The 12815-nt window shown below is 55.3% G+C and carries 16 protein-coding genes; 10 read left to right on the plus strand and 6 right to left on the minus strand.

The window, feature by feature from the left end:
* The first annotated feature begins 97 nt into the window (after positions 1 to 97).
* Positions 98 to 1735 carry a DUF4139 domain-containing protein gene (locus tag ABWV33_RS05665; protein ID WP_353329430.1) on the plus strand — a complete coding sequence of 546 codons (1638 nt, stop codon included), beginning with the start codon at positions 98 to 100 and terminating at the stop codon, positions 1733 to 1735.
* A gap of 56 nt (positions 1736 to 1791) precedes the next feature.
* On the opposite strand, the gene ABWV33_RS05670 is transcribed toward ABWV33_RS05665, so the two are convergent.
* Entirely contained in the window at positions 1792 to 2442 is a 651-nt protein-coding gene (locus ABWV33_RS05670; protein ID WP_215193922.1) for a carbonic anhydrase, read from the minus strand.
* A 146-nt stretch (positions 2443 to 2588) separates the two neighbouring features.
* Between ABWV33_RS05670 and ABWV33_RS05675 the strand changes: the two genes are divergently transcribed.
* The 3 genes from ABWV33_RS05675 (at position 2589) to ABWV33_RS05685 (ending at position 5165) form a co-directional block, all read left to right on the plus strand.
* Positions 2589 to 2978 (plus strand): hypothetical protein, encoded by a 390-nt coding sequence (locus tag ABWV33_RS05675; protein ID WP_353329431.1) that lies wholly within the window; start codon positions 2589 to 2591, stop codon positions 2976 to 2978.
* Positions 2979 to 3048: 70 nt separating this feature from the next.
* Entirely contained in the window at positions 3049 to 4431 is a 1383-nt protein-coding gene (locus ABWV33_RS05680; protein ID WP_353329432.1) for a leucyl aminopeptidase family protein, read from the plus strand.
* Positions 4431 to 5165: a C40 family peptidase gene (locus tag ABWV33_RS05685; protein ID WP_353329433.1), complete on the plus strand. Its 735-nt coding sequence runs from the start codon at positions 4431 to 4433 to the stop codon at positions 5163 to 5165. The genes ABWV33_RS05680 and ABWV33_RS05685 overlap by 1 nt, the downstream gene beginning before the upstream one ends.
* Here ABWV33_RS05685 and ABWV33_RS05690 read toward each other — a convergent pair.
* The 3 genes from ABWV33_RS05690 to ABWV33_RS05700 form a co-directional block, all read right to left on the minus strand.
* Positions 5162 to 5512, minus strand: coding sequence for a DUF2794 domain-containing protein (locus ABWV33_RS05690; protein ID WP_113823857.1), 351 nt, complete (start codon positions 5510 to 5512; stop codon positions 5162 to 5164). The two genes, ABWV33_RS05685 and ABWV33_RS05690, sit on opposite strands and share 4 nt — an antisense overlap.
* Before the next feature lie 79 nt (positions 5513 to 5591).
* On the minus strand, positions 5592 to 6047 hold the full coding sequence (locus tag ABWV33_RS05695; RefSeq protein ID WP_353329434.1) for a YqfO family protein: 456 nt from the start codon (positions 6045 to 6047) through the stop codon (positions 5592 to 5594).
* On the minus strand, positions 6044 to 6748 hold the full coding sequence (locus ABWV33_RS05700) for an ArsR/SmtB family transcription factor (RefSeq protein WP_353329435.1): 705 nt from the start codon (positions 6746 to 6748) through the stop codon (positions 6044 to 6046). The genes ABWV33_RS05695 and ABWV33_RS05700 overlap by 4 nt, the downstream gene beginning before the upstream one ends.
* 179 nt (positions 6749 to 6927) lie before the next feature.
* On the opposite strand from ABWV33_RS05700, the gene ABWV33_RS05705 reads away from it, so the two are divergent.
* Positions 6928 to 7317 carry a c-type cytochrome gene (locus ABWV33_RS05705; protein WP_162930636.1) on the plus strand — a complete coding sequence of 130 codons (390 nt, stop codon included), beginning with the start codon at positions 6928 to 6930 and terminating at the stop codon, positions 7315 to 7317.
* Here ABWV33_RS05705 and ABWV33_RS05710 read toward each other — a convergent pair.
* Together ABWV33_RS05710 and ABWV33_RS05715 are read right to left on the minus strand one after the other, a co-directional pair.
* Positions 7314 to 7589, minus strand: a complete 276-nt coding sequence (locus ABWV33_RS05710; protein ID WP_113823861.1) for an I78 family peptidase inhibitor — start codon at positions 7587 to 7589, stop codon at positions 7314 to 7316. The genes ABWV33_RS05705 and ABWV33_RS05710 overlap by 4 nt on opposite strands.
* Positions 7589 to 8260 carry a TetR/AcrR family transcriptional regulator gene (locus ABWV33_RS05715; RefSeq protein ID WP_113823862.1) on the minus strand — a complete coding sequence of 224 codons (672 nt, stop codon included), beginning with the start codon at positions 8258 to 8260 and terminating at the stop codon, positions 7589 to 7591. Before ABWV33_RS05715 ends, ABWV33_RS05710 begins: the two co-directional genes overlap by 1 nt.
* Positions 8261 to 8389: 129 nt before the next feature.
* Here ABWV33_RS05715 and mbfA point away from each other — a divergent pair, with 129 nt between their 5' ends.
* The 5 genes from mbfA (at position 8390) to ABWV33_RS05740 (ending at position 12815) form a co-directional block, all read left to right on the plus strand.
* On the plus strand, positions 8390 to 9364 hold the full coding sequence (gene mbfA / locus ABWV33_RS05720) for an iron exporter MbfA (protein WP_353329436.1): 975 nt from the start codon (positions 8390 to 8392) through the stop codon (positions 9362 to 9364).
* 39 nt (positions 9365 to 9403) lie between these two features.
* A complete protein-coding gene (locus ABWV33_RS05725; RefSeq protein ID WP_353329437.1) occupies positions 9404 to 10333 on the plus strand; it encodes an AEC family transporter in 930 nt (309 codons plus the stop codon).
* A gap of 101 nt (positions 10334 to 10434) precedes the next feature.
* Complete coding sequence (gene fghA / locus ABWV33_RS05730; RefSeq protein ID WP_215193925.1) at positions 10435 to 11265, plus strand: S-formylglutathione hydrolase; 831 nt, start codon at positions 10435 to 10437, stop codon at positions 11263 to 11265.
* Positions 11266 to 11271: 6 nt separating this feature from the next.
* Complete coding sequence (locus ABWV33_RS05735; protein WP_113823866.1) at positions 11272 to 11724, plus strand: YaiI/YqxD family protein; 453 nt, start codon at positions 11272 to 11274, stop codon at positions 11722 to 11724.
* A gap of 128 nt (positions 11725 to 11852) precedes the next feature.
* Entirely contained in the window at positions 11853 to 12815 is a 963-nt protein-coding gene (locus tag ABWV33_RS05740; protein WP_353329438.1) for a DMT family transporter, read from the plus strand.

The following is a 12815-nucleotide window of genomic DNA, read 5'->3' on the forward strand; positions in this document are numbered from 1 at the left end:
TTGACCAATTCCAAGGGCGTCCTCACGGGCGCCCTTGTTTTGTTTGTGGACCGCTGCAAAGCTCAGGATGTGTCATTAGTGATCAAAGCGAGCTCGCATGCGTCTTCTTCTTTCCGCCTTTGCCCTTATCCCATCCCTTGCATGGGCAGAGATAATACCCGTTCCCAGCCAGGTATCGGATGTCACCCTGCACCCCTACAGTGCCGCGATCACGCGAACGTCGAGCCTTGAAATCCCTGCCGGACAGCATCGCCTTGTGTTGCTGGGTGTTCCGCGTGGTATCGTGCCAGAATCCCTGCGTGTTGATCTATCGGGTGCTGAACGCACTAGCCTGATCTATCGCGATACCTTTGTGCCACCACGGGACTATAAATCAGACGCGGTATTGGCGGCAGAGAACACACTCCGAACCATTAACGTGCGTATTCAAGATGTGCATAATGCTGCTGCCAAAGCTCGGCTCGCGGCAGACGCTGCCAAAAGCACCATCAGGTTTCTAGACAATCTTGGCGAAAATGAAGGTCTGGCACAGGCCGATCCAGAATCGCTGCGCGCGCTGGCTCAGGTGGTTGGACAAGAGGCTCTCGGCGCTGCGCAAACCGCTCATGAAGCCGAGTTAAAGGCCCGCAGTATCGAACAAAACCTCAAGCCCCTGCAAAAGGAACGCCAAGAGGCACAGGAAGCGCTGCAAGCGATCGCATTGGAAGACGAAAACCGACTCTACATTGCGATCGAGGCAACCGCTACGACCGCTGGAACGGCCACAGTCACGCTGTCTTACCTGATCGAAGGAGCCAGCAATTGGGCACCTGCTTACGATCTAAAGCTAGAGACATCGGACACGCCAACGCTGACTATTCAGCGAAATGCGATGATTGAACAAAACACCGGTGAAAACTGGACCGACGTTACACTACACCTTTCAACGTTAGAACCTGTCGGGCAAATCGCGCCATCTGAAATCCATACTAATCGGTTACGCATTTCAGAACCACGGCCCGACCCAGCCCCGCAACCCAGACAAAAACAACGTGCCGAGGCTTATCTGAGCGATGCTCCACTTGCTGAACCCGTAGTCGTTGATGCTGTTGGGCAAACTTGGCAGGTCGCAACATCCACTGTTGGCGTGACATATACCTACGGCCGCCCTGTCTCGATTGCATCAAACGCGGATGTCCTGCGATTGGAACTCGATAGCTTAAGCGAGCCTGCCGAGGTTATGGCCTGGGCCGCCCCCTTGCGCAACAATACAGCGTTCCGCATCGCCCGGGTCACTAACACCACGGGTGAGGAAATCCTGGCGAGCCCGTTCACCAGCCGATATGTGGACGGTGAGCTGATTGGAAGCGACGCATTTAGTGGTTTGGTCTCCGGGGAACAGGCCGATATCGCCTTTGGCCCTATCGACGGGTTACAGCTGTCCCGCGATATTCTGGCCAGAAACGAAGGCGACACTGGGATCATCTCCCGATCCAACCAAAAGACGGAAACGGTTGAAATCAAAATCGACAATCTGACCAAGCAAAATTGGCCTCTGCGCCTGTTGGATCGCATTCCTTACTCTGAACAAGAGGACCTGCAAATATCGTGGACGGCTCGCCCAATGCCAAGCGATCAGAACGTAGACAACCGCCGCGGCATTCTAGCCTGGGACATGAAGTTAAAGCCCGGTGACGAGCGAACAATTCTACTCGAAACTACCCTCAATTGGCCCGAAGGAATGGTGCTGCGCTGAAAATAGAAATGGCGCCGAGACCCGGCGCCATTCTCAATTTCCATTTTGATACCGGATCAAACTTTCTGAAATTTGTCGGCCTTTGGATCATAACATTCCAAACCACCTTCTCCGATGTCTGTCCACAAGCCATGCAAGCTCATGGACCCCGCCTCAACAGCCGAAGCGACAAAGGGGAACGTCATCAGATTTTCAAGTGACGCGACAACCGCTTGACGCTCAAACTGCCTGGCCTGTACTTCGGGATCTTCGATATCGCGCACCAGCTCGAACTTTGGCTTTAGAATATCCATCCAGCGGCCGACAAAGCTTTCTTTTGCTTCCAGCGCTGGAGCATGCCCGTGGCACATATCAATACATCCCTGAACACCACCGCATTGTGAGTGTCCAAGCACGATCAGATGTGAAACCTTTAGAACGGTCACAGCATATTCGATCGTCGCACTGGTGCCGTGATGATCCCCATCCGGCTGATAAGGTGGCACCAAATTAGCGATATTTCTATGTATAAAGAACTCGCCCTGATCAGCCCCAAAGATGGATGTCACATGCACCCGGCTGTCACAGCAAGAGATGACCATCGCGCGCGGGCGCTGGCCCTCGGTGGCTAGACGTCGATACCACCCTTGGTTTTCCTTATACGCCGTGGCTTTCCAACCGTGATAGCGTTGCACCAGATAGCTGGGCAAAGGTCTGGCAAATTCCATTTATCAGTCCCTGATTTTGTCTCTCCCAGCCCCTCACATACAAAGGATTGAGAGAAAATTCGAGCGATTATGCCCTGAATTGGCAACCTTTTGCAAACCACTCTGGCTTCAAAATGTAAACGTGCCGTGGGGGTACGTAAATTAGGGTGACTGTGGTGAACAAGATATTCACACTTAATCAAACTGAATCCGTCCGATTGGACTCTGAACGCCTTGGCGCGTTGTATAATCAACTTGGCGATGCCGGTGCCGAAGACGTGGTCTGTCGTGCCATCGAAGAACTGGCTGTTCGCCTCTCTCACTGTGAGCGGCTATGGCGGCAACGCGAATGGCGGGACTTGCGCAAAAGCGCGCGCTCGCTGATCGCCATTTCCGAACAAATAGGCATGTCGGCTTTGGCCTCGGCCGCGAAAGAGGTGACTATAACCATCGACAACGAAGACCACGTGGCTACGGCCGCCACGCTGTTCCGGTTGATCCGAGTCGGGGAACGTTCGTTGACAGCCGTCTGGGATTTGCAGGACTTGTCGATCTGACAAGGGTTTGCAGGCAGCGAAGCGACAGGTAATCTGGCGAAAACCCGTCCTTTTTGAAAAGAGCCCTCGCATGACCCTGACCTTTGCCGCGCCAACGCCGGACGCCATACCGCTCCACGTGATCGATCAATCCAACTGTGACGCGTGGCTTGCCGGTCAAGGGGAACAGGTTTCCCAGTGGGCCAACAGTAATGGATTTACCGGTGCTGCCGGACAAACGGTGTTGATTCCCGGATCCGAGGGCTCAGTCGTCATGGCACTGGCCGGATTTGGCACTGCGGACACGCGGGCGCGCAAACGGTTTGTTCTGGCAGCAGCCGCTGCCGCCCTGCCCAAAGGCACCTACAAGATTGCTTCGGGCCTGACCGGGCGCGCGCTTGAGATCGAGTGCTTTGGCTGGTTAATGACCGGTCACACGTTTGATCGCTATCGCACCCAGTCACCCAGCACGGCTTTGCTCGTGGCGCCCGCGGGGATTGACGCCAAGCGGGTCGAGGTTCAAGCCAACGCCGAGGCCCTAATTCGCGATCTGATCAACACGCCCGCACAGGATATGGGACCAGACGCACTGCAGCAAGCGACAGAGGCTCTGGCCACGGAATTTGGCGCGACCTGCAAGACAGTCCTGGGCGACGACTTGTTGTCCGAAAACTTTCCGATGATCCACGCAGTGGGACGCGCAGCCGAAAAAGCCCCCCGCCTGATCGAGCTAAACTGGGGCACATCCGGGCCAAAGCTCACGCTGGTTGGCAAAGGCGTGTGTTTTGACACCGGTGGCCTGGACCTAAAACCAGCAGCGGGCATGTTGTTGATGAAAAAGGACATGGGTGGCTCTGCCAATGTTCTTGGACTGGCCCGTATGATCATGGCGTTGAACCTTCCCTTGCAGTTGCGTGTGCTGATCCCAGCCGTCGAAAACTCAGTGGCAGGCAATGCGTTCCGCCCCGGCGATATCCTGACTTCTCGCAAGGGGTTGAGCGTTGAGGTCAACAACACAGATGCCGAGGGGCGATTGGTTCTGGCCGATGCGCTGACCCTTGCAGACGAAGGCAATCCTGACCTGATCATCTCGATGGCGACATTGACGGGCGCGGCCCGCGTTGCAGTTGGCCCTGACCTTGCACCGTTTTATACGGATAATGAAACCCACGCCGCTGCGTTGTTCAAAGCGGCATCCGAAGTTGCAGATCCCGTGTGGCGGTTGCCATTCCACACGCCGTATGAGGCAATGATTGAACCCGCCTATGCCGATCTGGACAACGCCCCCAGCGGTGGATTTGCGGGGTCAATTACCGCCGCTCTATTCCTCCGCCGTTTTGTCACCCAGACGCCTTACATGCATTTCGACATCTACGGTTGGCAGCCAGTCGCCGCCTCTGCCCGTCCCAAAGGCGGTGTCGGCCAAGGGCCGCGCGCCTTGCTTGAGGCGCTTCCTGATATGTTGGACCTCTAATGCAACACCAGATCCATTCCCCGGTCGTGAACTTGCTGCGGCGCCCCAACGGGCCACGTGATCGCCAATTGTTAGCCGGCGACAGTGTTCAAATTCTAGAGACCAACGCTGGTTGGAGCCATATCCGCGCGGACAAAGACGCCTATGTGGGATTTGTTCGCGCAGAGGCATTGGGCGCCTACAAAGAGGCGACCCATTGGGTTAGCACGTTAGCTACGCACGCCTATGCGCAAGCAAACATAAAAAGCCCCGACCAGCTGTCGCTCAGCTTTGGATCCCGCGTTACTGCGATATCCACGGACGGAGGCTTTGTTGAAACGGAATTCGGATATATCCCACAATCACACCTGTCAGAAATCGGTGTTCTGTTGACAGACCCGGTAGAGGTCGCCGCCAAGTTCCTAGGAACACCCTATCTATGGGGCGGAAACAGCCGCATGGGTTTGGATTGTTCGGGCTTGGTACAAGCTGCATTGCTGGCCTGTGGGTATGCTTGCCCCGGTGATAGCGGCGATCAGGAGCAAAATGTGGGAACCCTCCTAGATCCCGGGACCCCACCCCGACGCGGCGATCTACTGTTCTGGAAAGGCCATGTGGCTTGGGTTGCGGATGCCAATACCCTGTTACATGCGAACGCCTACCACATGGCTGTGTGTTACGAACCTTTGGACTCCGCCATCGAACGTATTCAAAGCCAAGGGGACGGCCCCATCACTGCCCACAAGCGACCCTAGTCCAGCTTGACAGAGCGGATCAATTTTCGCTCAAGCACCCTTAAAACTGTTTTCAGATCCTGACCCCGTTTCAGGATCTGACCATCCATCCCCACAACCGAATACATGCCTTGGCGCATCCGCAGTTTGGGCCGTTTTTCGATCCTATAAAGCGGGTATTCTGCCGTTCTGCGAAAAACGGAAAAAACGGCCATCTCGCGCAAGCATGAAATCCCATAGTCGCGCCACTCTCCTGCGGCCACCATACGACCATAAAGAGACAGGATCACAGAAAGTTCGCGACGGTCAAAAGCCACTTGCATCGGCGCCGGTCCCGATGACATCGAGCTGGGAGGCTGCATATTCATCCCACAACCTTGCCACAACTGACGCCGAATTCAAGTCTGCCACAGCAAGATCACCCTTAGGTGAGGCCGGAATTGCACATCACCCCGAATTTGAACGCCGATGCGACTGTGGCACCCAATCCGCTGTCTTTCGATTCCAGAACCGATTTGGATTGTCTTCGTCCATTCCGCGCCTGTGGCAGGTTCGCAAGGCTGGAACGACCTGAATTACCGGCTCTTCGTAGGGATGCGCCGCATAAATATCTGTAATTATTTGGGCCAACTGCTCGGGTTCCGCGCAGGTAAACACCGAAAGTTCGACACAAGGCACCTCAACAGTGGACTCCGTCGCAGCGTTATAACCTTCGCCCGTTGCGCGAAAACGCTGAATCCCCTTCATAGAAAAGGAGACTTGATCGTAATCACCGTAGGTCAGCAGGTCCTGGCCAATGATCGCGGCCAAGATACGGTCACTGTCCTGCTCAGGCACCTGAACCAAAATGCGGTGCCCTGTTTCAGGAATAAATCGATCTGAAGTAATTTGCTGCAATGTCATGCGGTGCCCTCTGACAAGAATTCTGGTGGGATTGCTAGAATCTGTTCAAATGCATCCAGCCCCGTTGCGCTGATCAACAAGCCACGTTTCCCAGTTTGACGTTGAACCCAATCCGAGGCCAACGCGTGGGTCAAAAGTTGTTTGGCCAATGGTCCCGCGATGTGGTGTTTGCGTTCGGTCCAATCCAGACATGCCCGCGCAAAGGGTCGCTTTCCGGGGCCGTTCGGCAGGTGAACGCCCAGCTTCATCCATCGTTCAGACGGAACCGGTGTGTATTGATCCCCATCCGGGATCAAATCGCCCAGTGCGATCAAGGAATCGGCCAGCGCCACCCCAAGCCGCCCGGCCAGATGGTCATAGCAGCTCCGGGCCACAAGCAACTCGGCTTTCCCGCCTTTGCGCTGTTGCACGCGATAAAGATGATCTGCTGGAGCCAATGTCGCAAGGGTTTCCAGAGCCTGCGCGATTTCTTCTCCGGCGATGCGGTGATATAGGCACCGCCCACTGCGCAGGGACGATATTAAACCAGCCCTCTGGAGATGCTTCAAATGGACACTTGCCGTTTGAGGCGAGATGCCCGCAGCACTGGCCAGTTCCTTGCTGGTAAACGCGCGCCCGTCCATCAGCTCGCACAACATCTGTGAGCGGCTGGTATCCGCAAGCGCGGCACCCAAAATATCAAGTCTCGGTGTCAAAGTCATAAGGCAACCCTACTGCGAGATCGCCAGCATCCACAGGTAAAACAATTCGTTCACGATCGAACTGTTTTGTAGACAATTCGGTCTTTAACCCCCTGCTAACGCCCGTGTCGGATGCTTGGCTGATGCGGTACCCTCTCATTTGTCTCTTCGTCGTGCTCACAAGCCTAAGTGCGGCCACCTTGGCCGAAGATGTATTGGCCGTCAGCCATCCCCGGGTCAAAGACCGCATTGCCCTAATGCGCAGTGCCCATCACGCCCTAAGTGTGCTGGTGGATATGGCGGCGGGGCGGCTCATGTTTGACAAAAAACAAGCGAAAACAAATCGCCGGGCCCTCATAAAAGCAACCCGCAAGATACCAGAAAGGTTTCGCAATAACCCGAGCGATCCTGCCTCTAACGCTCGTGAAAAAATCTGGGACAATTGGGGGGGATTCAAAACCCACGCCCAATCCGCCAATCAAAAGGCCAAACTGATCAATACAAGAAACTTAGGAAAACTGCGTCAAAGTCTGCAGCCGATGATTCACGCCTGCCTGAGTTGTCACAAAACCTACCGCAAGCCGCCTTAACCGCAGCGAATGCCTATGATCGTGCCTGCTTCATCCACATCTACATTAATCCGGTCAGGTCGGAAATCCTGTGTCACGGCTGCATCCGGGCCAATAACACGGGCTGTTTTTGGCAATTTATCGTCAAGCTGCGCGGCTGGTTGCCCAACGAAAGCAAGCCATTCCTGCCCGTTGCAGCTGCTCAAATCTGGACCGTTTTCGTCTGCCAAGCTTTCATCTGCGCCCTGAGCGCATGCAGCCACCAAAACACAAGCCATCAATACATATCGCATCAGCAACGCCTACTCTTTGTCCCGTTCAGTTCCACGTTACCTGCGATTTGGTCCATAGATTGATACCGCGCAAGGAACATATCTACCGCATTCCGCGCCACTTCTTCGATCTCATCTTCACTAAACTGGCTTTGGATACCAAAGACGGCACGTGTCCACAATTTGACCTTACACAGTTCTGAAAATTGCTCGGCAGCCATGGGTATGTCGTCGATAACCAACTCTCCGTTATCGACAGCTTTCAGCAGAAACTCACTTATCCGTTCTTTTCCGTTCTCTGGACCCGCCGCATAAAAGGCGCGCCCCAATTCCGGAAAGCGATCCCGCTCAGCCACACAGATCCGAAACACTTGTTGCGCAAATTCAGAAGTCAGGAACCCCACAACCTGAACTGCGGTTACCATCAACACTTCACGTAGTGGCTTTGTTTCATCAATCATCGCCACGATCTTTTCAGACATCAACGTGCATTCTGTCTGGGCGACTTCCATAAACAGCAACCGTTTGTCCGGAAAGTAACTGTACAGAGTCGCCTTGGACACGCCCGCTGCACGCGCGATATCGTCTACGCTTGCACCCTCGAACCCATCTGCCATGAATACATCTCGGGCCCCGCGCAAAACTTGATCGAATTTTCGACCCGTACGCAGGATAGTGGCTGTATCGGGCATGGCGATTCCTGAAATTTGGCTATGCAGTAACGTATAAACCGGTCGGTTCAGTTTCAACGACTATTATAAGAGCAGTTGTATTTGCCGCGCAATGCACTAATTTAGAATCGTTCTAATTAGGTGTGAAAAATGAGATTCTTAGCCCAACGTAAACGGTTCCGAGATTTATCAGAACAAGAAGTCCTCGCGTTGGCTATATCTTCGGAAGAAGACGATGCTCGCATCTATCGTGGCTATGCAGAAACGCTCCGGGCCGATTTTCCAGCCACCGCGAAAATCTTTGATGGGATGGCCGCCGAAGAAGACACGCATCGCGCCCGCCTCATTGCGCTGCACGAATCCAGGTTTGGTCACGTAATTCCTCTCATCCGGCGAGAGCATGTGGCCGGCTATTACGCCAGACGCCCCATCTGGTTGGTTGAAAACCTTGGGATTGACCGCATCCGCAACGAGGCCGAGGCGATGGAACGCGACGCCGAAAGGTTTTACCTGGCTGCCGCAGCGCGCACCACGGATAGTGCAACGCGCAAATTGCTTGGCGATCTGGCTGCAGCCGAAGCCGGGCACCAAAACACCGCGGCCGAGCTGAGCGAAACCCACCTAAGCGGAGACATAAAGACTGACGAAGACGCCACGGCACATCGGCAATTTATCCTGACTTGGGTACAGCCGGGTTTGGCCGGGCTGATGGATGGGTCCGTCTCCACGCTCGCGCCGATCTTTGCCACCGCATTTGCCACACAGGACACGTGGACCACCTTTCTGGTTGGTGTCGCCGCATCAGTGGGCGCGGGGATCTCGATGGGCTTTACCGAAGCCGCATCGGATGACGGAGAGCTCTCGGGTCGCGGGTCCCCACTGAAACGAGGCCTCGCCTCTGGCATCATGACCACCGTGGGCGGATTGGGGCACGCGCTACCGTATCTCATCCCTGAATTCTGGACCGCGACCTCTCTCGCGTTTCTCATCGTGTTCATTGAGCTATGGGCGATTGCGTGGATTCAGAACAAATATATGGAAACACCGTTCTTCCGGGCTGCATTTCAGGTGGTTCTGGGCGGTGCATTGGTTCTGGGGGCAGGGATTCTGATCGGCAGCGGCTAAGGGCATTGCGGATCGGTCAAATCATGTTACCAATCCGCAATGGTTGAGATTTTCCTGCGCACCTTACCGTTTTTTGTGATTATCGGCCTAGGATACTGGGCTGGGCGCACTCGGTTCTTCACCGAAGAGGCCACAGCCTATCTTACCAAATTCGTCTTCTTCTTTGCTCTCTCTGCAATGTTGTTTCGATTTGCCGCCAACCTGCCCTTTGCTGAAATCTTTAACGGCCGGCTCGTGCTGGGGTACTTACTCGGAACCGCTGGTGTCTATCTCATAGCAACCCTCGTGGCCTACTTGCGTCGCCTGGATGTCCCGACTGCCGCTGTCGAAGCGCAATGCGCGGCCATTGGCAATGTCGGGTTTCTGGGGCTTCCAATGCTCGCCATGCTGTTTGGTGAAGCCGCAATTGGCCCTGTTATGCTGGTTTTAACGGTAGATTTGGTGGTTTTCTCGTCGCTCATTGTGATTTTGATCAATGGCGGACGCGACGGTCGTTTGACCCTGAAAACCACTAGGTTGATTGGTCTGGGATTGATAAAAAACCCGATGATCGTCTCGATCTCTGCCGGGTTGATCTGGTCTGCTCTGCGAATTCCAATCCCGCAGCCGATGAACGATTTTCTCACCATCCTGGGTGGCGCAGCAACGCCAGGCGCGTTGTTTGCAATCGGGGCTTCTTTGGCCAGCAAATCTGCTGAACGTATGCACATCGCGGGGTGGCTCAGCTTTTGTAAGCTTGTTTTACATCCGCTGCTGGTCGCAGCGGCCCTCATTTTTGTATTCCCCATTGCTGCATTTCCTGCAGCAGTTGCCATCGCGGCAGCGGCATTGCCGGTCGCGGGTAACGTTTACATGCTGGCCGCGCACTATGGCGTCGCCCCCCATCGCGCATCGGCAGCAATCCTTGTTTCGACCGTGATCAGCATCGCCACCGTTCCGCTGGTGATTGCCTGGGTCGGCACACCCTAACATATTCCGTAAAAAGAGCCCCTGTCGGAGCTTCCCCTACTGGACGCACGCGGCAACGCTCGCTAGCGATAAAGCAACCATAAACGCGAAGGACCACATTCATGGAAACCCTCTCAGAAAATGCCTGCTTTGGTGGCAAACAGGGCGTATATCGTCACACATCAGCAGCCTGCAACTGCGACATGACCTTTGGGCTGTTTCTGCCCGCCGAGGCACAGGACGGTCCAGTGCCAGTGCTGTGGTATCTGTCGGGCCTGACCTGCACCCACGAAAACGCCATGACCAAAGCGGGCGCGCAGGCATGGGCTGCTGAGCAAGGCATCGCGCTGATTTTTCCTGACACCTCCCCTCGTGGCGAAGGCGTCGCAGACGACGAAGCCTATGATCTGGGTCAAGGCGCCGGGTTCTATGTGAACGCGACTCAGGAACCTTGGGCACCCCATTTCAACATGTGGGATTATATCGCCGAAGAGCTGCCTGCCCTGATCACCGAGAACTTTCCCATCGACCCCGACCGCCAATCCATCACCGGCCACTCTATGGGCGGACACGGTGCGCTAACTCTGGCGATGAATCTGCCGGGACGGTATCGCTCTGTTTCTGCATTTGCACCGATTTCAAACCCGACAGGTGCAGATTGGGGCCGCAAACAACTGTCCGCCTATCTGGGTGACGACGAAGCGAACTGGGCGAAACACGATGCCAGCTTGTTGATGCGCGACGTTGGGTTTCAAGGGCCTGTATTGATCGACACAGGCGCCTCGGATCAATTCATCGACCTGCTGCGCCCCGAAGAGCTGTCACAAGCAATTGCACAAAAGCGCCAGCAAGCTGTAGTCCGCCTGCAGCCCGGATACGATCATTCATATTTCTTTGTGTCGACGTTTATGGAAGATCACGTGACCTTCCACGCCGAGCATCTGTGGGCCTAAGAAAAAATGACGCTCTTCATTGATGCAGATGCCTGCCCCGTCAAAGCCGAAGCCGAACGGGTTGCGACCCGTCACCGGCTGAAAATGTACGTTGTTTCAAATGGAGGATTACGCCCATCGCCGAACCCATTTGTGGAAAACGTCATTGTGGCCGCAGGCGCAGACGAGGCGGATATGTGGATTGCCGAGCGTTGCGGTAAAGGGGATGTCGTTGTAACTGGCGACATCCCCCTCGCCGCGAAATGCATCGAAGCAGGGGCACGTGTGATCCGCCACAATGGTGAGGCATTCACCCCCGCCAATATCGGACAACAATTGGCCATGCGCGATCTGATGGCCGACATGCGCGCGGCCAACCCGCTGGGCGCAGGCGGTAGCGGCAAGGCCTTTTCCAAAGCCGACCGATCCCGTTTCCTAGATGCTCTAGAGCGCGAGCTACGCGCCGCAGCACGCGGCTAACCCCGCTCGCAAGAACTCCCGCCCGTCGGGATCGCATCACAGATGCGCAACCTCCCGTTGGGCCGAGCGGTGCACGGGCAAGCCCGCACACCGCAGGCGCGCAATAGATTAACCCATTGGAGATAGAGATGAGCGGTCAGGGCAACGTGAACATTCTGGGCGTGTTGGCTGCAATCGGTGCCGGCATCTCATTTTCAATCATCGACACAATTTTCAAATTCCTGTCTGGTGACTATCCGCTCTACGAGGTGGTTTTGATGCGCTCCATCGGTGCGATGATCATTCTGTTGGCGATCATCGTTCCGCTTGAAGGCGGGTACCATGTTCTACGCACCGACAAGCCACGGCTTCACCTCTTGCGGTGTTGCGCAGTCTTGTTTGCGAACCTGTGTTTCTTTACCGGGCTAGCGATCATGCCCTTGGCCGAAGCCGTGGCGATTGCCTTTGCTACCCCCCTGATCGTCACAACTCTTTCGGTGATCTTCCTGAAGGAAAGCGTTGGCCCATGGCGTTGGACCTCTGTCGGGATCGGGTTTCTAGGCGTCTTGGTAATCATGCGCCCTGGCTTGGACACGTTCCAACCCTCTGCCTTGTTGCCATTTTTTGGCGCCTGCGGGTATGCAACACTCCATATTCTAACCCGCAGCGCCGGTGGCACAGAACGCGGCGCAACACTGGCGTTTTATCCAATGGCTGGTTTTCTAATTGTGAGTGCCTGTGTTGGGTTGGCCTTTGGGGATGGTCGATATGCTGGGTCCGATAACGCCGCCTTGGATTTCATTTTCCGCGCGTGGGTCTGGCCAACGCCTGAAGACTGGAAATATTTTATTGGTGTCGGCATTGTTGGATCTGTTGGCGGGTATCTAGTTAGCCAAGCCTATCGACTGTGCGAAGCAGGGCTAGTTGCCCCCTTTGAATACATCGCGATGCCTATGGCGGTGCTCTGGGGGCTGCTTGTGTTCAACGAATGGCCCGATCTGCCGGTCTGGATCGGTTCCGGCTTGATCATTGGCTCTGGGCTTGTTTCAGTCTGGCGTGAAACCCGTCGCACCCGGCCCGCCAGCCGACCGCGCCCCCGTTCAATTGGTTAG

It is taken from the genome of Phaeobacter sp. NW0010-22 (assembly GCF_040365955.1).
Lineage (GTDB): Bacteria > Pseudomonadota > Alphaproteobacteria > Rhodobacterales > Rhodobacteraceae > OMPR01.

Bases quoted from the DNA above. Each gene is read 5' to 3' on its own strand.
- fghA (WP_215193925.1), top strand. From the start codon at position 10,435: ATGGAAACCCTCTCAGAAAATGCCTGCTTTGGTGGCAAACAGGGCGTA.
- ABWV33_RS05715 (WP_113823862.1), bottom strand. From the start codon at position 8,260: ATGCCCGATACAGCCACTATCCTGCGTACGGGTCGAAAATTCGATCAA.
- ABWV33_RS05670 (WP_215193922.1), bottom strand. From the start codon at position 2,442: ATGGAATTTGCCAGACCTTTGCCCAGCTATCTGGTGCAACGCTATCAC.
- ABWV33_RS05695 (WP_353329434.1), bottom strand. From the start codon at position 6,047: ATGACATTGCAGCAAATTACTTCAGATCGATTTATTCCTGAAACAGGG.
- ABWV33_RS05680 (WP_353329432.1), top strand. From the start codon at position 3,049: ATGACCCTGACCTTTGCCGCGCCAACGCCGGACGCCATACCGCTCCAC.
- ABWV33_RS05665 (WP_353329430.1), top strand. From the start codon at position 98: ATGCGTCTTCTTCTTTCCGCCTTTGCCCTTATCCCATCCCTTGCATGG.
- ABWV33_RS05690 (WP_113823857.1), bottom strand. From the start codon at position 5,512: ATGAATATGCAGCCTCCCAGCTCGATGTCATCGGGACCGGCGCCGATG.
- ABWV33_RS05725 (WP_353329437.1), top strand. From the start codon at position 9,404: ATGGTTGAGATTTTCCTGCGCACCTTACCGTTTTTTGTGATTATCGGC.
- ABWV33_RS05700 (WP_353329435.1), bottom strand. From the start codon at position 6,748: ATGACTTTGACACCGAGACTTGATATTTTGGGTGCCGCGCTTGCGGAT.
- ABWV33_RS05740 (WP_353329438.1), top strand. From the start codon at position 11,853: ATGAGCGGTCAGGGCAACGTGAACATTCTGGGCGTGTTGGCTGCAATC.
- ABWV33_RS05710 (WP_113823861.1), bottom strand. From the start codon at position 7,589: ATGCGATATGTATTGATGGCTTGTGTTTTGGTGGCTGCATGCGCTCAG.
- ABWV33_RS05685 (WP_353329433.1), top strand. From the start codon at position 4,431: ATGCAACACCAGATCCATTCCCCGGTCGTGAACTTGCTGCGGCGCCCC.
- ABWV33_RS05735 (WP_113823866.1), top strand. From the start codon at position 11,272: ATGACGCTCTTCATTGATGCAGATGCCTGCCCCGTCAAAGCCGAAGCC.
- mbfA (WP_353329436.1), top strand. From the start codon at position 8,390: ATGAGATTCTTAGCCCAACGTAAACGGTTCCGAGATTTATCAGAACAA.